Source organism: Salinicola sp. CPA57 (assembly GCF_003206035.1).
In the GTDB taxonomy this organism is placed as follows: Bacteria; Pseudomonadota; Gammaproteobacteria; order Pseudomonadales; family Halomonadaceae; genus Salinicola; species Salinicola socius.
The window spans coordinates 359,972-380,515 of record NZ_PZJR01000009.1; the positions used below are offsets into that span (position 1 = coordinate 359,972).

Genomic DNA, 20,544 nt, shown 5'->3' on the forward strand with positions numbered 1-20,544 from the left:
CTTTACCGTATGATACGAAAGCCGGTGCCGCGATATTGCGGCGCCGGCTTTTTCGAGGCCGCCAGGCGTCGTTCGAAGGTCAGTCGTCATTCGCACAAGGAGCGTGTCGATGCAGGATGCATATTGGGTCTACCTCATATTGGCATTGACCCTGGCGGCTTTCATCTGGGGACGATTTCGCTACGACCTGGTCGCCATGGCTGCTCTGCTGAGCGGTGTGCTGGTGGGGGTGGTGCCGGCGGACGAGGCATTTTCCGGGTTCGGCCATCCGGCGGTGATCACGGTGGCGGCGGTGCTCGTGCTCAGTCGCGGTTTCGAGCACGCGGGAGTCGTCGACTGGATTGCCGAAAAGACGCTCAAGGCGGGTAGCCAACCCCTCTGGCAGCTGCTGGTGCTGACCACGACGGTGATCCTGCTGTCGGCGATCATGAATAACGTCGGCGCCCTGGCGCTGCTGCTGCCGGTGGCGGTTCGCGTCGCGCGCGAGCACGGCACGTCACCGTCGCTTCTGCTGATGCCGCTGGCGTTCGGCTCGCTGCTGGGCGGTTTGATCACGCTGATCGGCACACCGCCAAATATCATCATCAGCGCCTTTCGGGCCAGCCAGGGCGAGGGTGCGTTTCGGATGTTCGACTTCGCCCCCGTCGGTGCGGGCGTCGCCTTTGCCGGACTGGTATTCATGGTGCTGGTGGGCTGGCGCCTGACACCGCAGCGACAGGGTCGGGCCTCCGCCGACGAGCTGTTCGAGACCTCCGCCTATCTCAGCGAGCTGACGGTCGTCGAGTCGTCCAAGGCGGTGGGCTGGACGCTTCGCGAGCTTCGCGAGGTCTGCGACGAACCGGTGCCCATTCTGGGAATCGTCAGAGGTGAACGGCAGCACTCCGGGCACCGCTTCTTCGGGCCTTTGCAGGCGGGGGATATCTTGCTGCTCGAGGCCGGTCCCGAGGAGCTCAAGCAGCTCGAGGACAAGGGCGGGCTGACCCTCGGCGCCCCGGCCAGGGAGGATGACGAGGCCAGGGGCGGTGAAGCGTCCAAGGATGCGGTGGACAACCCCGGCGCGCGCGAGAATGACGCCAAGGCCTCGTCTGCCAAGGCGCCCAAGCTGGACACGGAAGACCTCCAACTGGTGGAAGCCGTGGTACGCACCGACTCGATGATGATTCGGCGAACCGTGACCCAGCTACGCCTGCTCAACCAGCATGGACTGCACCTGGTCGCGGTTTCCCGCGATGGCGCCCGGCTCAAGCAGCGCCTGCGCGAGGTACGCTTCCAGCCTGGCGACGTGTTGTTGCTCCAGGGCGATGAGAACGGGCTCAGCGATAGCCTGGCAACATTGGGCTGCCTGCCGCTGGCCAGCCGCAAGCTGTCGCTGGGGCAGCCGCGTCAACTGCTGCTGTCGGTGGCGATTTTCGCCGTAGCCATCGGCGTGATGATGTTCGATCTGTTGCCGGCGGCGATCGCGCTGTCGCTGGCGGCCCTGGTCACGCTGGCGCTGGGTGTGCTGCCTCTGCGCGAAGGTTACGACGCCATCGAAGGGCCGGTGATCGTGCTGCTGGCGGCAATGTTACCGATAGGCACCGCGCTGGAAACCAGCGGCGGGGCGCAGATGGTCGCCGATGGGATGATGACACTGGGCAGCGGCTGGCCACCGGTCATCACGCTCGTGGCCCTGTTCGTGATCACGCTGCTGCTCTCCAACGTGATCAACAATGCCGCCGCGGCGCTGCTGATGGCGCCGATCGCCGCCAGTCTCGCCAGCGGTCTGGATGTCTCCCTCGATCCGTTTCTGATGGCCGTGGCCGTGAGTGCGTCGTGTGCCTTTCTGACGCCGATCGGCCATCAGTCGAACACTCTGGTGATGGGACCGGGCGGCTATCATTTTCGCGATTACTGGAAACTGGGGCTGCCGCTGTCGCTCGTCGTGATGGCAACGGCCATTCCACTGATTTTACTTATTTGGCCGCTATCGTGAGCCGATCATCGGTTATCATTGTCGAATCTCGATATCGGCGTCTGAACCCCGGGTTTGATCCCTTCAGGCGCATCCATTCAGGTCCCTGATGCCGGGTCACCGATGCCTGGCTATCAATGAATGTTAGGTCAGCCAAGATGACATCAGACTCCCTCGACGACAGGCTCGTGCCGTCAAGGCCAGTGCCTTGCCAGTCAGGCCGATTTCGAAAGAACCTGTTCGCGACCGCCGTTATCTCGATCCTGTTGACGGGCTGTGCTTCGCCCTATCACCCGCAGGGTTGGGAGTCGACTTCGCCCCAGCAGCAGCAGGCCGCGGCCCAGTCAGGGGCCAAGTCGGGCAAGAAAGATTCCGCTGCCAGGCGCAAGGCGTCAGGCGCCAACGCCGACATCGACAAGGCCCTGACGTCCGAGGGCGCGCAGGCGCAGACGTCGGCGCAGAAGAAGCGTCTGGGCGAAGCGACCTATTATGCGGCCTATTTCGAAGGACGACCGACAGCCAGTGGCGAGCCCTACGATAGCCGGGCGATGACGGCGGCTCACAAGACGCTGCCGTTCGGCACCAAGGTCAAGGTGACCGCGCTGGATACCGGAGAGAGTGCGGTGGTGCGCATCAATGATCGTGGCCCGTTCGTCGACGGGCGGATCATCGATCTCTCGCGGAAGGCGGCGGAACAGCTCGGCATGGTTCACGACGGTGCCGCCGAGGTGCAGCTCCAGGTGCTGGGGCAGTGATCTGAACGACCGAAGCCCCCGTCGTCGAGAGGGGGGCTTCGGTGTGGAGCGTGAGCCATCCTTCAGGCTGCGTCAGGCGGTGGTCTCATCCTCGGTGGTGGCGGATTCCGTCACTTCACGGCGGGTGACGAACGCATCGAAGGCGAAGTCATCGACCGTCAGCATGTCCAGCACCTCGGCTTCATGCGCCTGCATGAAGGCCGCATCCTCTGCGCTGATCACACCGGCCGTCAGCCCGGCATCGATCCACTGCTCGGGATGCAGCGCGGTTTCCGGCAGCGTTTTCTGGCTTCGCGCCTTGTTGAGCGTGCGATAGATCGCCTCGGCGCGCTCGGCGTTGGCCAGCAGGGCGTTGTATCGCGCCAGCGCATTCTCTTTCTGGCCCTCTTCCCAGGTATCCCAGGTGTTGCGGGTCAGCTTGTGACGCAGCGCGCTGTCGGTCGAGATCGCCTTGGCGATTTCGCGGGTCAGCGTGTCCTGCGGCTTGTGCCAGCGGCGCCCCAGCGGCTGGGTCACGAACGACAACGTGTTGCCCAGAACCCGGTTGGGCAGGTTGTCGAACAGATCGGTCATGGCCTGTTCGGCGCGATTCAACAGCAGCCGGCAGCTGTAGTGGAACAGGGCGGCTTCGTTGTCGACCCGATCCGTCTCGTGCCACTGCTTGAGCACCATCGACAGCAGGTAGAGATTCGACAGCACGTCGCCGAGACGCGCCGAGATCATCTCGCGCTGCTTGAGTTTGGAGCCCAGGCTGGCCATGGCGGCATCGGCGCAAAGGCTGAAGGCGGACGAGAGCCGTGCGGCGTCCTGCGCGTAGGGCGCGGCGATGGCGTCGAACGGCACGCTTTGCCTGCCCAGCCCGAGCGCCTGTGTGAAGGCGCGGGCACCATTGCCGAAGATCAGCCCGATATGGCGGAAGAACAGCCGATCGAAAGCGTCGAAATCATCGGCATCCTTGGCCGCCAGCTCCTTGAGAACGTAAGGGTGACAGCGGATCGCGCCCTGACCGAAGATCATCAGGTTGCGGGTCATGATGTTGGCGCCTTCGACGGTGATCGACACCGGGTTTGCGCTGTAGCCGATACCGAGATAGTTGCGCGGCCCGAGGGTGACAGTGCGGCCACCGTGGACATCCATGGCGTCGGCCAGGATATCGCGCTGGAACTCGGTCAGCTGGCTCTTGAGGATCGCCGAGGGCACCGCCGGCTTGACGCCATGATCGATGGTATTGGCGGTCTGCATTACCGCCGCCTGGGATATGTATGACTTGGCGGCGATGCGTGCCAGCGGTTCCTGCACGCCTTCCATATCCGCCACGGCGATATTGAACTGGCGCCGAATTCGGGTGAATCCGCCACTCCAGCCCACCGCGTACCGGCCGATGCCCGCAGCGCCAGAAGGCAGCGTGATGCAACGCCCGACCGACAGACATTCGACCAGCATGCGCCAGCCCTGGCCAGCCATGTCGAGCCCGCCGATCAGGTAGTCTAGCGGGATGAACACGTCCTTGCCGCGAATCGGGCCATTCATGAAGGGGCTACCGATCGGATGGTGACGGCGTCCGATCTGCAAACCTTTGGTATCGCGGGGAATCAGCGCACAGGTGATGCCGATATCGCTTTCGCCACGCTCCAGCAGGTTGTCCGGGTCGAACATGCGGAATGCCAGTCCCACCACCGTGGCGATCGGCGCCAGAGTGATCCAGCGCTTCTCGAACGTCAGCTTGAGGCCGAGAACCTCTTCGCCGTCATGCATCCCGCGACAGACGATGCCGACGTCCGGAATCGAAGTGGCGTCGCTGCCGGCGCGCGGGCCGGTCAGGGCGAAGCACGGAATCTCGCGACCGTCGGCCAGGCGAGGCAGGTAGTGATCCTTCTGCGCTTCGGAGCCGTATTTCAGCAGCAGTTCGCCCGGGCCGAGCGAGTTGGGTACGCCGACGGTGCTCATCAGGGTTTCGTTGAAGGAGAGCTTCTGCAGCACCGCGGACTGCGCCTTGGCGGAAAATCCCAGACCGCCATAGTGCTTGGGAATGATCATCCCGAAGAAGCGCTCCTTCTTCAGGTATTCCCACAGCGCCTCGGGCATGTCGGCGCGCTCGCGAGCGATCTCCCACGCGTTGCACATGCCGGCGGCGACGGAGCACTGGTGATCGACGAACGCCTGCTCCTCCTCGCTCAGACCGGCATTGTCGAAGTCGAGCAGGGTCTGCCAGTTGGGGCGCCCGCTGAACAGTTCGCCGTCCCAGGCCACGGTGCCGGCATCCAGCGCCACGCGTTCGGTTTCGGACACGCGCGGGGCGATTTTCTTGAACAGGGCGAACAGGCGCGGCGACAGCCAGGTGCGACGTATCGGCTTGAGGCCACAGACGGCCACGCCGATTGCCGCGATCAGCAGCAGCGTACCGATGACGCCGGCGTCCAGTGCCAGGCCGACAATACCCAGTACGGCCAGGACAGCGATTGCCGCAGGCGCGCCGGCTTCGCGACGCATGACGACCAGACAGCCGGTGATGGCCAGGACGATGAGCAGCAGTGTGATCATGACGAGCTCCGGAAGGAAAACGAGAAATTCAGACGAGCGTTTGAATTTGATTTCAGACTAGCCGATCCCGCGGCGGCTGACTAGAGCTCTCGAGCTTATCCTTTGGGATAGCTGCGAAAGGGCTTCGAGAGATACGCTCCAGCAATCGGCTCGACATTGCGGACAGGCGATCGCCCGCCAAGAGCGCTGGCTCGTGGCGGGGCAATCAAAGTGGCGGGGCAATCAAAGTGGCGGGGAGCCCAAGTGGCGGTGCAGCCTACGTAGCGCTGGCGTCGGTCACGTATAGTCGTCTCGGCCGCAACCGGCGGTGCAGACGATCCAGGTAGAGATAGACCACCGGGGTGGTGTAGAGGGTCAATATCTGACTGATGATCAGGCCACCGATGATGGTGATACCCAGCGGCGCTCGCAGACCGGCATTCTCGTCGGTGCCGATCAGCAGTGGCACGGCGCCGAGCAGCGCTGCCAAGGTGGTCATCATGATCGGCCGGAAGCGCACCAGCGCGGCGTGACGGATCGCATCCTGCGGCGTCATGCCCTGGTCGCGCTCACAGACCACGGCGAAGTCGACCAGCATGATCGCGTTCTTCTTGACCACGCCGATCAGCAGGATGATGCCGATCAGCGCGATTAGGGTGAACGGCGTGTCCAGCGCCATCAGCGCCAACAGGGCGCCGACCCCGGCGGAGGGCAGCGTCGACAGAATCGTCAGCGGATGAATGTAACTCTCGTAGAGAATCCCCAGCACCAGGTAGACCGTGACCAGCGCGGCCAGAATCAGCCACGGCATCGCCTCGATACCGCTTTGGGCCGCGCCGGCACTGCCCTCGAAATCGATCTGCACGTCGCTCGGCAGGTGCAGTTCGTCGACGGCCTGGCGGATACGCGCGGTGGCCTCGCCGAGTGATACGCCATCCTCGAGGTTGAACGAGATCGTCGAAGCCGCGAACTGGCCCTGGTGGTTAACGCTGACCGGCGTGGTGCTGCGCTCGACGTGGCTGAATGCCGAGATCGGGATCATGTCGCCGTCGCTGCCGCTGACATGGAGATTGCCGATCGCCTCGGGCGCCTGGCGATAGGGCGCGTCCACCTCCATCACCACGTAGCGCTGTTCATCGGCGTTGTAGAGGCTCACCACCTTGCTCTGGGCAAAGGCGTTGCCGAGTGCGGTATCGATGGCGCTCATGTCGACGCCGAGACGCGAGGCGGTATCCCGATCCACGACCAGCTTGGCGGCCAGGCCATCGCCTCGGTTGTCACTGTCGATTCCGGTGATGCCATCGACCTGTTGCATCGCCTGCTGGACCTTTCTGGCCCAGTCGCCGAGCAGATCGAGACTGTCGCTCTTGAGCGTGATCTCGTACTGGGAAGCGCTGCTGGAGCGCCCGCCCACGCGGATATCCTGCAGCGGAAACATGAAAGTGCTGACGCCGGTCAGACCCTGCAGGCTGGCCATCAGGCGATTGCCGATCGCCTGCGTCGAACCCTGGCGTTCGGCCTTCAGGGTGATGAACAGCGTTGCCGAGGAGCCGCCCCGACCCGGGCCGCCGCTGCCCATGAACCCCAGCACGCTCTCGACGGCCGGGTCGGCCTGCAGACGCTCGCGAACCTGGCCCAGCTTTTCCGAGACGGCGTCGAACGATAGCGCCTGGTCGCCGCGCATGGTGCCGAGCAGGCGTCCGGTGTCCTGATCCGGGATGAAGCCCTTGTCCACGGCGGTGTACAGATAGCCGTTGAGCACGATGACCGCCAGCAGTGACAGCAGGGTCAGGCGACGGTGCTTCAGCGCGATGTCCAGCGTCCTGGCGTAGCCGCGCAGGAACCAGCCGCCGAGGGCGACCAGGCCGCGCTCCCAGGCCGGCTGTCGCTGGCGCTCGGGCTGCGGCTTGAGCCAGCGTGCGCACAGCATCGGCGTCAGCGTCAGCGAGACCAGCAGCGACACGCCGATGGCCAGCGACAGCGTCACCGCGAACTCGTGGAACAGGCGGCCGATGAAACCGCCGAGCAACAATAGTGGAATGAACACCGCCACCAGCGACACGCTCATCGCGGTGACCGTGAAGCCGACCTCCCTGGCGCCGAGCAGCGCGGCCTGAAACGGCTTCACTCCTTTTTCGATGTGTCGCGCGATGTTCTCGACCACGACGATGGCATCGTCGACCAGAAAGCCGATGGAGACGATCAGCGCCATCAGCGACAGAGTGTCGAGCGAGAAGCCGAACGCCCACATCATCGCGAAGGTGCCGATCAGCGATACCGGGATGACGACACTGGGGATGATGGTGGCGCGGGCGTTGCGCAGGAACACGAACACCACCAGCACCACCAGCACCACCGCCAGCAGCAGCGTCAACTGGGTTTCATGCAGCGAGGCCTGAATGCCCGGCGCGCGATCGAGCTGCACGCTGAGATTGATGTTCTGGGGCAGCAGACTCCGGACTTCGTCGAGACGCGCTCTGACGCCGGCGATGGTATCGATGATATTGGCGCCGCTGGCGCTGCTGATGACCAGCAGAACGGCGGGGAGGTCGTTCTGGAAGCCGACGTTGTAGCGATCCTCGACCCCGTCGGTGATGGTGGCTACGTCGCCCAGGCGCATCAACGAGCCGTCATCGCCGCGGGCGATCACGATCTGGCTGTAGTCGCTGGCCTTCAACAGTTGGGAATCGGTCTGGACCTCCCAGCGATGCTCGACCGTCTGCACGAATCCGGTGGGTGACTGATTCGTCGCCGCCCGCAGGGCACCGGCAACCGCATCGAGGGCGATGCCGGCGTGGTTGAGCTGGCGCGGATCGATCGACACGCGCACCGCCGGTGAAGAACTGCCGCCGACATTGACGTCGCCCACGCCCGGCACCTGGGCGATGGGCGGGGCGATCTTGCTGTCGGCGAGGCGATAGAGTTCGCTGGTGGGAATGGTGTCGGAGGTCAGCGAGAGAATCATCACCGGTGCCGAGGCCGGGTTGAGCTTGCGATAGTGAGGCCGGCTGGTCATGGCGCTGGGCAGCAGCGGCTGGGCATCGTTGAGCGCGGCCTGAACCTCTTGCGCCGCCACGTTGATGTCCTTGTCGAGATCGAACTGGATGATCACGCTGGTGGAGCCGTCCGAGCTCGACGAGGTCATCTCGGTGATACCGGGGATCCGGCCCAACGACCGCTCCAGCGGCGTCGCCACCGTCGAGGCCATGGTTTCCGGGTTGGCGCCGCTCAGGCTGGCCGACACCAGGATGGTCGGGAACGACACGTTGGGCAGCGGCGCCACCGGCAGCCGATCGTAGGCGAGCGACCCCAGCAGCACGATGGCCAGCGCTAGCAGAATCGTCGCGACGGGTCGGCGAACGAAGGGTGACGACAGACTCACGACGTGACCTCGGCACCGCTTTCGCTATCACTGCGCCGCCAGCGCGAAGCCTGGCGGTCGAAGAACAGGTAGATCACCGGGGTGGTGAACAGCGTCAGCAGCTGGCTGAACAGCAATCCGCCGACCATGGTCACGCCCAGTGGCTGGCGAAGCTCGGCGCCATAGCCGCTGGCGAACATCAGCGGCAGCGCACCCAGCAGCGCTGCGCAGGTGGTCATCATGATCGGCCGGAAACGCAGCAGCGCGGCGGTATGGATCGCCTTTTCCGCCGACATGCCGCGCTCGCGCTGCGCCTCCAGCGCGAAGTCGATCATCATGATCGCGTTCTTCTTGACGATGCCGATCAGCAGAATGATGCCGATGATCGCCACCAGCCCGAGCGAATAGCCGCTGATCTGCAGTGCCAGCAGGGCGCCGATGGCGGCGGACGGCAGCGTCGACAGGATCGTCAACGGATGGATGTAGCTCTCGTAGAGCACGCCCAGCACGATATACATGGTGACGATGGCGGCGAGAATCAGCCACAGCGTATCGGTGGTCGACTGGTTATAGGCCAGCGCCGAGCCGCGGTAATCCAGCGTGGTCTGATCGCTCAATGTTTCGGCCGCCGCCCGGTCGACGGCATCGAACGCATCCGACAGCGAATAGCCGTCGGCGACGGCGAACGACATCAGCGCAGAGGGGAACTGGTTCTGGCGCTGCAGCGAGAGCGGGGTGGTGCGCTCGGCCAGGGTCACCAGCGTCGACAGCGGCACCAGCTCATCGTCGTCGTTGCTGACGTAGAGGCGCGATAACGCTTCCGGGCCTTCGCTGTCGGTGGCGTTGGCCGCGAGCACCACACGGTACTGGCTGGCCTGGGTGAAAATGGTCGAGATCAGGCGCTGGCCGAAGGCATCGTAGAGCGCATCGTCGATGTCGGCGACGCTGATGCCGAGCCGCCCGGCGCGGGCGCGGTCGATGGTGACCTCGAGTTTGCGTCCCTCGTTCTGGATATCGCTGCTGACGTTGGCGATGGCCGGAGACCGTTCGAGCGTCTCCAGCAGTTTTTGGGCATCGCGGTTCAAGCCCTCGCGGTCGCCCTGGGTCAGTGCGAACTGATAGGGATAGCGGCTGATGGTGTCTTCCAGCGTCAGGTCCTGTACCGGCTGCAGCGCGAGCGACAGGCCGGGAATGTCATGGCTTTCGCGGCGCAGCCGAGTCAGCACGCTGTTCATGTCGCCGCGCGCGTCGAGCGGCTTGAGGTTGATCGAGAGTCGTCCGCCGTTGAGCGTGGTGTTGGTACCATCGATGCCGACGCTGGACGAAAGACTTTCGACCGCCGGATCCTCGAGCAGCCGGTCGACCAGCTGTTGCTGGCGTGCCGACATCGCCTCGAACGAGGTCGACTGGGTCGCGGTGGTGATGCCGCGGATGACGCCGGTGTCCTGCACCGGGAATAGCCCCTTGGGCGTGGCGAGGAACAGCACGGCGGTGACGCCCAGGGTGGCGACCGCGACCAGCAGCGTCAGCGTCTGGTGACCCAGAATCCAGTCCAGTGCATGCTCGTAGCCGCGGGTCAGCCGGCCGAACAGGCCCTGGCGGTTGCGAACCATGGCTTCGTCATCCGCTTCGGCGTCGCCTTCCGTCGCGCCGGCGGCCTGTGGGCGTTGCTTGAGCCAGCGCGCGCACAGCATCGGCGTCAGCGTCAGCGAGACGAAGGCGGAGATCAGGATCGAGATCGCCAGCGTCAGCGCGAATTCGCGGAACAGCACGCCGACCACGCCGCTCATGAATACCAGCGGTATCAGCACCGCCAGCAGCGAGATCGTCAGCGAGAGAATGGTGAAAGCGATCTGGCGGGAACCCTTGAGTGCCGCGGCCAGCGGCTTTTCGCCCTTCTCGATGTAGCGGGTGATGTTCTCCAGCACCACGATGGCATCGTCGATGACGAAGCCGGTGGCGATGGTCAACGCCATCAGGGTCAGGTTGTTGAGGCTGAACCCCGCCAGATACATCGCTCCGAAGGTGCCCACCAGTGACAGCGGCACCGCCAGGCTGGGAATCAGCGTGGCCGGAATATTGCGCAGGAACAGAAACGTCACCATCACGACCAGGCCGATGGCGAGGATCAATTCGAACTGCACGTCCTCCACCGCGGCGCGAATGGTGGTGGTGCGGTCGGTGAGTATGTCGACATCGACATTGGCCGGCAGGGTGTTCTCCAGTCCCGGCAGGTTCTGCTTGATGGCGTCGGCGACACCGACGACGTTGGCGCCGGGCTGGCGCAGCACGTCGATGAGGATGGCGCCTTTACGGTTGGCCCAGGCCGAAAGGTAGGCGTTCTCGGCACCGTCTTCGACAGTGGCCACGTCCGACAGCCGCAGCACCGAGCCGCTGTCGCTCTTGAGAATCAGATCCCGGTAGCCGCTCGCCGACAGCAATTGATCGTTGGCGTCGATACTGTAGGCGCGGTAGGGGCCGTACAGCGTTCCCTTGGCCTGATTGACGTTGGCGGCATCGACGGCGCTTCGCACCGCGGCGAGATCGAGCCCGTAGGCGGCAAGCTGGCGTGAATCGACGCTGATGCGCACGGCCGGCTGGTGGCCGCCGGCCAGCTTGACCTGTCCCACGCCGCTGATCTGGGCGATCTTCTGCGCCATGCGCGTGTCGACCAGGTCGTAGACCTTCGTCAGCGGCAAGGTGTTCGAGCTGACCGCCAGGGTCATGATCGGCGTATCCGCCGGGTTGACCTTGCTGTAGCTGGGCGGGCGGGGCAGGTCGTCGGGCAGCAGCGTCTCGGCCTGGCTCAGTGCCGCCTGGACCTCCTGCTCGGCGACGCCCAGGTCGGAATCCAGCGAGAAGCGCAGCATGATCAGCGAAGCGCCGCCGGTGCTGGTCGAACTCATGTCCTCCAGCCCCGAGATCTCGCCCAGCTCGTCCTCCAGCGGGGAGGTGACGTGAGAGAGCATCACGTCGGGACCGGCTCCGGGATAGAGCGTGGTGACCTGAATCGTGGGGAAATCCACTTCCGGCAGCGACGATATGGTCAACAGCCGATAGGCCATGGCGCCGGCGATCAGGATCGCCAGCATCACCAGTGACGTGGCGACCGGCCGCAGGATGAACAGGCGGGACGGATTCATGATGCGCTGCCGTCACCGTCGTCGGTAGCGGCAGCGGGATCCGCCACCTCGTCACTCGACTCTCCCGGCAGCGCATCGCTGACCACGCGTACCTTGGCGCCTTCGCGCAGGCTGTCGACACCGTCGACGACCACGCGCTCCCCGGCCTCGACGCCGGAGGAGAGGGCGCTCTGCGAGTTCTGGGTCGCCACCAGCGTCACCTCGCGACGAGTGACGGTGCCGTCGTCCTTGACCACGTAGACGTAGTTGCCGTCCTGCCCGGTCTGTACCGCCGGCTCGGGTACGATGACCTGGTCGCGCAGGATCTGCGAGACCAGGCTGACATCGACATAGGCGTTGGGGTAGAGACCGCCGACCGGGTTGTCGAAGGTGGCGCGCAGGCGAATCGTGCCCGTGGCGCTGTTGATGTTGCTGTCGATGCTGCTCAGTTGACCCGAATAGGTCTCGCCATCGGTCCCGGTCACGCTGACCGTTGGATGATCGCCATCGGTCAGGCCGCTGCGCACGGTATCGACATAGCGGCTGGGCAACGAGAAGATCACCGAGATCGGGTCGAGCTGGGTGATGGTGACGATCGGATCATCGTCGCCGAGCTGGACGATATTGCCCGGATCGACGTTGCGGATACCCACCACGCCGGTGATCGGGGCGACGATGTCGGTGTAGTCGAGCTGCACCTGAGCGCTCTGAACACTGGCCTGATCGCTGGCGACGGTGCCCTGATACTGGCGCACCAGCTGGCGCTGCTGTTCCAGTTCCTGACGCGAGACGTAGTTGGTCTTGATCAGCTTCTCGTAGCGCGCCAGATCTTCTTTCGCCGAGGCCAGTTGGGCCCGATCCTGAGCCAGCTGGCCCTTCGCCTGATCCAGCTGTGCCTGGTAATCCCGCGGATCGATCTGCGCGATCTGCTGGCCTTTCTGGACCGTGTCTCCCTCCTCGAAATTCACCGACAGCAGCTCACCCTCGACTCGTGGCCGCACCGCGACGCTGGAGAGCGGACGCACCGTGCCCAGCGCGGTCAGCTCGATGGGAAGATCGCCCTGGCTGGCCGCCACCGCGGAAATCGCCGTTGCCGGCGCACCACGCTGACCGTCTTCCGCGGCCGGCGTGTCGGCGCCGCTGTCTCCACCGAACCAGTAGTAGGCGCCACCGGCCACGATGACGACAACCAACAGAAACCACAGCCAGCGCAACTGTCGGCGGGAGCGAGACGACGAAGAAGAAGACGGCATGGCGGACAACGATCCTTGTGCTAGCTGAGTAACGAGCGTGCTACATAAGTCGAACGATGAGTGATCGAACTAGGGTAAAGGCGAACTCAGTGTAAAGGAACACTGTTCGAAGAATGCGCAACTAGCGCGTAAATAATTCGCGCGAGACGGCGCGAATTTCGCGCTGGTGGCTGCCGCCGGGATGAACCGAGCTGGCAACGCGGACAGGCAGGAATTGACGTCGGGGCATAAACGAAGCTGCCCGACCCTGAGGGCCGGGCAGCGGTCGCGACCGGGGTGAGCATACTTCAGGCCCGCGACGGGCGTCGAATCGCTCGGCCTGAGTCATACGCCTCGTGCGGGCGTTTTTCGGGCTGGCGCACCATTGGCGACATAGTAGGGCGCATCCGATGCCGGCAGCGGCTCGCGGCCGCGCACGCGATCGGCGAGCTTTTCGGCGATCATGATGGTGGTGGCGTTGAGATTGCCGGTCACGATCTGCGGCATGATCGAGGCGTCGATGACACGCAGCCCCTCGATACCGTGAACGCGACCTTCATGATCGACCACCGCATCGTCGCCGGTGCCCATGCGGCAGGTACCGCAAGGATGGTAGGCGGTCTCGGCGTGCTGGCGCACGAAGGCATCGAGCTCCTCGTCGGACTTCACGTCCGGCCCCGGCGAGATTTCCCGGCCGCGATAGGCATCCATGGCCGGCTGGTCGATGATCTCGCGGGTCAGGCGGATCGCGGCGCGGAACTCTTCCCAGTCGCGCTCGGTAGCCATGTAGTTGAACAGGATGCTGGGCGCGCTGCGCGGGTTCTTGTCGACAAGCTGAACGCGACCGCGACTCTCGGAACGCATCGAGCCGACATGGGCCTGAAAACCGTGGGCCTGGACCGCGCTCTTGCCGTTGTAGCTGATCGCGATCGGCAGGAAGTGGTACTGGATGTTGGGCCATTCTTCGCTGTCGTCGCTGCGGATGAATCCGCCGGCCTCGAACTGGTTGCTGGCGCCGATCCCCTTGCCCAGGAACATCCACTCCGCGCCGATCTTCGGTTGGTTGTACCACTTGAGCGACGGATAGAGCGACACCGGCTGCTTGCACTCGTACTGGATATACATCTCCAGATGATCCTGCAGATTCTCGCCGACGCCCTTGAGCGGATGGACGACGGGAATGCCGAGCTTCTCCAGCAGTTCCGGATTGCCGACGCCCGAGCGCTGCAGGATCTGAGGCGAGGCGATCGCCCCGCCGCAGAGCAGAACCTCGCGGCGTGCCAGTGCCTGGCGCGGCAGGCTGTTGTTGAGATGGTCGTGCAGGTAGTTGACCCCCACGGCGCGCTGGTCCTCGAACAGGATCCGGTCGGTGGTGGCATGGGTAACGATGGTCAGATTTTCGCGACCCTTGGCGATATCCAGATAGCCGCGTGCGGTGGAAGAGCGCCGTCCGTGGGGCGTCGTCGACCGGTCCATCGGACCGAAGCCCTCCTGCTGATAGCCGTTGAGATCGTCGGTACGCGGATATCCGGCCTGCACGCCCGCCTCGATGAAGGCCTGATAGAGCGGATTGTTGCCGGCCTTGGGCGTCGCCACGCTCAGCGGACCGTCGCCACCGTGATAATCGTTGGGACCGATATCGCGGGTTTCCGCCTTGCGATAATAGGGCAGGCAGTCGCTGTACCCCCAGTCTTCCAGCCCGGGCCGCTTGGCCCAGTTGTCCAGATCCAGCGCATTGCCGCGGATGTAGCACATGCCGTTGATCAGCGAAGAGCCGCCCAGGCCCTTGCCGCGGCCGCACTCCATGCGGCGGTTGTCCATGTGCGGTTCGGGGTCGGTCTCGAACGCCCAGTTGTAGCGCTTGCCTTGCAGGGGATACGCCAGCGCGGCCGGCATCTGGGTGCGGAAATCGGCGCGATAGTCCGGGCCGCCGGCCTCCAGCAACAGCACGCTGATGGCCGGATCCTCGGTCAGGCGCGTGGCGAGGACGTTACCCGCCGAACCGGCGCCAATGATGATGTAATCGAATTCCTGGGCCTGTTGCATACACACGCTCCTGGTGGGGTTAGAGGATGGCGACGAGCGATGAACGGGGCGGAGAATGGTGCGCGCTCGATCAGACGACGCCGTCCGATCGAGCGCTGCCCGTTGCCGGTCAGAAAACCGAGGCGAACGGTCCCATCTCGACCTGCACGGATTTGGTCTGGGTGTAGTGCGCCAGCGTCTCGACGCCGTTTTCGCGACCGATGCCCGACTGCTTGTAGCCGCCCACCGGCATTTCGGCGGGGGAGTCACCCCAGGTGTTGATCCAGCAGATGCCGGCTTCGATCTGGTGAATGACCCGATGGGCGCGATTGAGCCCTTCGGTGAACAGACCCGCGGCCAGGCCGTATTCTGTGTCGTTGGCGCGGCGAATCACTTCGTCCTCGTCGTCGAAGGAGAGAATCGCCATGATCGGGCCGAAGATCTCCTCGCGCACGATTCGCATCTCGTCCTGGCAGTCGGTGTAGACGGTCGGGGCGACCCAGGCACCCTTGGCGAATTCGCCGTCGGTCAGGCGCCCGCCGCCCACCAGCAGACGAGCGCCATCCTGTTTGGCAATGTCGAGATAGCTCGCGACCTTTTCCAGGTGCTCGAAGCTGACCAGCGGCCCGAAATTGGTTTCCGGATCCAGCGGATCGCCGGCCTTGATGCGGTTGACCCGCTCGACGATCTTGGCCTCGAAGGCATCCTTGACCGAGCGGTGCACGAACACCCGTGTGCCGTTGGTGCAGACCTGGCCGCTGGAATAGAAGTTGGCCATCATGGCGCCGTCGGCAGCACGGTCGAGATCGGCATCGTCGAACACGATCAGCGGCGATTTGCCGCCGAGCTCCATGGTGACGTCCTTGAGCGTCGAGCCGGCGGCGGCGGACATGACCTTCTTGCCGGTACCCACTTCGCCGGTGAAGGTGATCTTGGCGAGCCCCGGATGCTCGGTGAGCATGGCGCCGACGCTACCGTCACCCTGGACCACGTTGAACACGCCATCCGGCAGGCCCGCTTCAGTGAAGATCTCGGCCAGTTTGAGCGCGGTCAGCGGGGTGACCTCGCTCGGCTTGAATACGACCGCATTACCCGCCGCCAGGGCTGGAGCGGCTTTCCAGCAGGCGATCTGGATCGGGTAGTTCCATGCGCCGATAGCGCCGATGACACCCAGCGGTTCGCGACGGGTGTAGACGAACGAGTCCTCGCGCAGGGGAATCTGCGTGCCTTCGATGCTCGGCGCCAGACCGGCGAAGTATTCCAGCGCATCCGCCCCGGTCACGACGTCGACGCTGGTCGTCTCGCTGATCGGCTTGCCGGTGTTCAGCGTTTCGAGTTCGGCCAGCTCGTCGTTGCGTTGCCGCAGCAGGGCAACGGCCTTGTGCATGATCCGTGCGCGCTCCATGCCGGTCATCGCCGCCCATTGCCGCTGAGCGCGCTGGGCGCTTTCGATCGCCTTGTCGACATCGGCGGCGGTCGCCTGCTGGACGCTGGCAATGACCTCGCCATTGGCCGGATTGACGGCATCGAAGGTGTCGCTGCCGCTGGCCGGCGTGTGGCGGCCGTCGATGTAAAGTGTCTGCGTTTCGAGTCGTGCCATGGTGACTCTCCCTTCGAGTGGCGAATGAAACAGCGGTGCCGAAGCGCGTTGTGGCTTCAGGCGCTATCTATCGATGAAATGTCTGTGAGCGGACTGTCTTCAAGTGACGAACTGTCTTCAAATGACAAACTGTCTTGAATAATTTGTCGGTAACCGGGCGCTGCATGCGCGACGGTCCGTGCACGGGCTTTTGCGCGCTGAAGCGTCCAGGCATACCTGAACAGGCTAGACGCTTTTGAGAAGCGTCGGTGTTTCCGAGCGCGTCGATGTTTCCGAGAGCCTCGATGTTTCCGAAAGCCTCGGCGTTCCGGGCAGCCCAGAGGTTACGACCCGGCTTGTCGTCCGAACGGCTCTGCGTTCTCAAGCGTAGTCGTTGGCCCGCGCCCGGTTATGTTGGGCTGCCTCGAGCTGCACCCGCACATAGTCGTAGGCCAGTTGTCGGGCGCGATCCACGTTGAGCCCTTCCTGGGCCAGGGCGCCGCGCAGCCATAGGCCGTCGATCAGCGCCGCCAGGCCGCGAGCGGCGTTTCGTGCCTCCTGCTTGGGCAGCACGCGTCGAAACTGACAGCTCAAATTGGAGTAGAGCCGGCGATCGTTGACCCGCTGCAGCCGCTGAAGCGGGCGGTGATGCATGCTGCTGGCCCAGAATGCCAGCCAGGTCTTCATGACCGATTGGCTGGTCTGGCTGCGATCGAAGTTGCCGTCGATGATCGCATGCAGGTGCGCCTCCGGCGGCGCGTTGCCCAGCGCCGCGCGCCGCTCCAGTACCGCCGTGCCCAGGTCGCTCAACACCTGGCGCATGGTCGCTTCCAGCAGTCCATCCTTGCCGGCAAAATAGTGGCTGATGATGCCGGTGGAAACGCCCGCTCGCTTGGCGATACGCGCGATCGTGGCATCGGCCAGGCCGACGTCGTCGATCGCTTCCAGCGTCGCCTGGATCAACTGTCGGCGACGAATGGGCTGCATACCCAGTTTCGGCACGGGCTTTCCTCCTGAATCGGGGCTGAAGTGATGAGACCGAGGTCAACCCGCTCCGGGCGAGCGTGGATGATCGACTGCGCCGGTCCTGACATACCTGACGCACGAACCGCCATTGCCCTGGTGTGCCAGTGCCTTGGCTTGTTGATCCCTGCCAAGCTAGCGGTTGTGCGTCGAGCTATCATTAACTTGGCTTTCAACATCAGCTGAGGCGACCATTATGGAAATTTTTTATTGAACGGTCAATCAATAAAAACTAGTGTATTGTGCTATCGAATGGAAATCCTGGCATTCGATAACCAGTGATTATTGACGATAACTTATAATAGATCAGGGAGTTCAAGCACCATGAAAACCCCATCCATCGCGTGGACCCTCGCCGGGGCCGCGCTGGCCGTAGCGCCGATGACTCAAGCCCAGGCCCAGAGTCAGGAACCCGAGAGCTGCCAGACCGTTCGCTTTGCCGAAGTGGGCTGGACCGACATCCAGGCGACCACCGCACTGGCCAGCGTCGTGCTCGAGGGGCTCGGCTATGAAGCGACTTCCGACACCGTTTCCGTGCCGGTCGCTTACGCGGGCATGAAAGGCGGCGATTTCGACGTGTTCCTCGGCAACTGGATGCCGTCGATGAAGTCGATCAGCGACCCCTACATCGAGAAAGGGCAGGTCGATCGGCCGCGCGCCAATCTCGAAGGTGCCAAGTACACCCTGGCCGTGCCCGAATACGTCATCGACGCCGGGGTGAAATCGGTCGCCGATCTGGACGCTCACGCCGATCAGTTCGGCCACAAGCTGTTCGGGATCGAAGCGGGCAACGACGGCAACATGATCATCCAGCAGATGATCGACGACGACGCCTTTGGCCTGGGGGACTGGCAACTCGTCGACTCCAGCGAGGCCGGCATGCTGGCCGAAGTCAGAGCGCGTACCCGCACCAAGGACTGGATGGTGTTCCTGGGCTGGGCGCCGCACCCGATGAATACCAATTTCGATATCGGCTACCTGTCCGGTGCGGATGACTACTTCGGGCCGGATTACGGCGGTGCTACCGTCTATACCAACACGCGTGCCGGTTATGTCGACGAGTGCGGCAATGTCGGCCAGCTGCTCCAGAATCTGAGCTTCACGCTGGACATGGAGAACGAAGTGATGGGTAGCATCATGGACGATGGCGAAGACGAGAAGGACGCTGCCCGCGCCTGGCTCAAGGCTCACCCCGAAACCCTGGACGGATGGCTCGAGGGCGTGAAGACCGTCGACGGCGAGCCGGGCTTGCCGGCAGTCAAGCAGGCGCTGGATATCTGACGCCGTCTGGATGGCGTCGAGACGGTATCGAAAAAGGTTCGATAAAATCGTCTCGATCGCCACTGCGGGCTTGTCCTGGGACAAGCCCGCAGGTATAGTCCGCCCCCGTTGTCGTTCGGCAACGTTGATCGTATTTAGCAATACCGTTGGCTACGTAGCTCAGCTGGTTAGAGCACATCACTCATAATGATGGGGTCCCCTGTTCGAATCAGGGCGTAGCCACCAACGGTTCTCTCCTCGACACGCTGTTCCGTCCGATCCCGCTTTTCGGTTCGATTCCGTGCGCCTTCGCCGCATGCGTATCTCTCTCTGATGCTTTCGTTCACGCGCAATCGATGGACGTATCCGCGTTCCTCGTCCAGTATGGCTGGCGGACAAACCGGCAATAGAGGCGAACTCTGCAGCATATTGATTGTGCTGGATAATTCGTTTTCGCCGTTTTGAAGAATCCTGCGTGCCGGCCTTGACGCAAAAGACTCAGCGCGTATACTACGGCGCGTGCTGAAGGATGGTCCCCGATAGCTCAGTTGGTAGAGCAAATGACTGTTAATCATTGGGTCACAGGTTCGAGTCCTGTTCGGGGAGCCAACATCCACATCAGCCAGCGGTGAACGACGATCCCCGATAGCTCAGTTGGTAGAGCAAATGACTGTTAATCATTGGGTCACAGGTTCGAGTCCTGTTCGGGGAGCCATCGCTATCATCGTGACGAGAGATCGCTGCATCGATCCCTGATAGCTCAGTTGGTAGAGCAAGCGACTGTTAATCGCTGGGTCGCAGGTTCGAGTCCTGCTCAGGGAGCCAGTGACAGTCCAACGAAATTTTCATGCTCGATAGTCGCAACCTCTGCACTCATTCCATTCACTATTGGATGAGGTGCAGCTATGCGTGTTTCAGCAACGGTCTGCTCCAAGGGCGGCGTCGGCAAGACGACTACGACAGCCAACCTGGGCGGCCTCCTGGCAGATGCCGGTCTTCGAGTCCTTCTCATAGATCTGGATTCACAGCCAACCCTTTCTTCCTATTATGAGCTGTCCCAGCCTGCCCCTGGTGGGGTGTACGAGCTGCTTGCGACAGAACTGGTCGACCTCGACCAGATCATCTCGCACACCGCTATCCCCAATCTCGACATCATTGTCTCCAACGATTATCGGAACCAGTTGCAGCAGCTGTTGCTCAACGCCCCAAATGGCCGTTTCCGGCTGATTGACCTCCTCGATCGCTTCGCCGATCGCTATGACGCCATCCTGATCGATACCCAGGGTGCGCGCTCGGTGATTCTCGAGATGGCCGTCATGGCCGCCGATCGGCTGATCTCTCCCATCGTTCCCGAATTGCTCACCGCCCGGGAATTCGTGCGCGGCACTCAGGGCATGCTCAACGAGCTGCGCGAACTGGCACGCTATACCCGTTTCGGGGTGCCGCCGGTCTCCATCCTGCTCAACAAGATGACCGACCAACTGCGCGATGCCCGCGACATCGCCGATAGTATTCGCACCATGTATGCCGAGGTCGAAGATCACGGCATTAGTGTGCTCGAGACGCCGCTGGTCAATCTCTCCGCCTATCGTTCGGCAGCGTTGCAGGGCTTGCCCGTCCACCGGGTCGAGCCGCGCAAGCCATACAGCCGCAAGGCACCGGCCTGTGCCGACCAGCTCAAGGTCGTGGCCATCGATCTCTATGAATCGCCCCGGG

The 20,544-nt window shown here is 63.5% G+C and carries 11 protein-coding genes and 4 tRNA genes; 8 read left to right on the forward strand and 7 right to left on the reverse strand.

Annotated elements, in window-relative coordinates:
- Positions 1 to 109: 109 nt before the first annotated feature.
- Both DOM36_RS11525 and DOM36_RS11530 read left to right on the forward strand, forming a co-directional pair.
- A complete protein-coding gene (locus DOM36_RS11525) occupies positions 110 to 1,972 on the forward strand; it encodes an SLC13 family permease (protein WP_110643157.1) in 1,863 nt (620 codons plus the stop codon).
- A gap of 245 nt (positions 1,973 to 2,217) precedes the next feature.
- Complete coding sequence (locus tag DOM36_RS11530; protein WP_075570780.1) at positions 2,218 to 2,706, forward strand: septal ring lytic transglycosylase RlpA family protein; 489 nt, start codon at positions 2,218 to 2,220, stop codon at positions 2,704 to 2,706.
- A gap of 72 nt (positions 2,707 to 2,778) precedes the next feature.
- Here the strand turns inward: DOM36_RS11530 and DOM36_RS11535 are convergent, their stop codons facing one another.
- From DOM36_RS11535 to betI, 7 genes are all read right to left on the reverse strand, one after another.
- The gene (locus DOM36_RS11535) at positions 2,779 to 5,247 is read right to left on the reverse strand and encodes an acyl-CoA dehydrogenase (RefSeq protein ID WP_110643158.1); all 2,469 of its coding nucleotides are present in this window, start codon (positions 5,245 to 5,247) and stop codon (positions 2,779 to 2,781) included.
- 256 nt (positions 5,248 to 5,503) lie between these two features.
- The gene (locus tag DOM36_RS11540; RefSeq protein ID WP_110643159.1) at positions 5,504 to 8,608 is read right to left on the reverse strand and encodes an efflux RND transporter permease subunit; all 3,105 of its coding nucleotides are present in this window, start codon (positions 8,606 to 8,608) and stop codon (positions 5,504 to 5,506) included.
- Positions 8,605 to 11,730, reverse strand: a complete 3,126-nt coding sequence (locus tag DOM36_RS11545; RefSeq protein ID WP_110643160.1) for a multidrug efflux RND transporter permease subunit — start codon at positions 11,728 to 11,730, stop codon at positions 8,605 to 8,607. The genes DOM36_RS11540 and DOM36_RS11545 overlap by 4 nt, the downstream gene beginning before the upstream one ends.
- Positions 11,727 to 12,962 (reverse strand): efflux RND transporter periplasmic adaptor subunit, encoded by a 1,236-nt coding sequence (locus DOM36_RS11550; RefSeq protein ID WP_110643161.1) that lies wholly within the window; start codon positions 12,960 to 12,962, stop codon positions 11,727 to 11,729. Before DOM36_RS11550 ends, DOM36_RS11545 begins: the two co-directional genes overlap by 4 nt.
- A 324-nt stretch (positions 12,963 to 13,286) precedes the next feature.
- Positions 13,287 to 14,987, reverse strand: coding sequence for a choline dehydrogenase (gene betA, locus DOM36_RS11555; RefSeq protein ID WP_110643162.1), 1,701 nt, complete (start codon positions 14,985 to 14,987; stop codon positions 13,287 to 13,289).
- 109 nt (positions 14,988 to 15,096) lie between these two features.
- On the reverse strand, positions 15,097 to 16,566 hold the full coding sequence (gene betB, locus DOM36_RS11560; protein WP_110643163.1) for a betaine-aldehyde dehydrogenase: 1,470 nt from the start codon (positions 16,564 to 16,566) through the stop codon (positions 15,097 to 15,099).
- 360 nt (positions 16,567 to 16,926) lie between these two features.
- Positions 16,927 to 17,547, reverse strand: coding sequence for a transcriptional regulator BetI (gene betI, locus DOM36_RS11565; protein ID WP_198651267.1), 621 nt, complete (start codon positions 17,545 to 17,547; stop codon positions 16,927 to 16,929).
- Positions 17,548 to 17,949: 402 nt separating this feature from the next.
- Here betI and DOM36_RS11570 point away from each other — a divergent pair, with 402 nt between their 5' ends.
- From DOM36_RS11570 to DOM36_RS11595, 6 genes are all read left to right on the forward strand, one after another.
- On the forward strand, positions 17,950 to 18,849 hold the full coding sequence (locus DOM36_RS11570) for a choline ABC transporter substrate-binding protein (RefSeq protein ID WP_110643178.1): 900 nt from the start codon (positions 17,950 to 17,952) through the stop codon (positions 18,847 to 18,849).
- A 148-nt stretch (positions 18,850 to 18,997) separates the two neighbouring features.
- Positions 18,998 to 19,074: transfer RNA gene (locus DOM36_RS11575), tRNA-Met, on the forward strand.
- A gap of 287 nt (positions 19,075 to 19,361) precedes the next feature.
- Positions 19,362 to 19,437: transfer RNA gene (locus DOM36_RS11580), tRNA-Asn, on the forward strand.
- A gap of 30 nt (positions 19,438 to 19,467) precedes the next feature.
- A tRNA-Asn gene (locus tag DOM36_RS11585) sits at positions 19,468 to 19,543 on the forward strand.
- Between the two features lie 34 nt (positions 19,544 to 19,577).
- Positions 19,578 to 19,653: transfer RNA gene (locus DOM36_RS11590), tRNA-Asn, on the forward strand.
- Between the two features lie 80 nt (positions 19,654 to 19,733).
- Positions 19,734 to 20,544 (forward strand): ParA family protein (locus DOM36_RS11595; protein WP_110643179.1); only part of this gene is annotated, 811 nt, incomplete at its 3' end.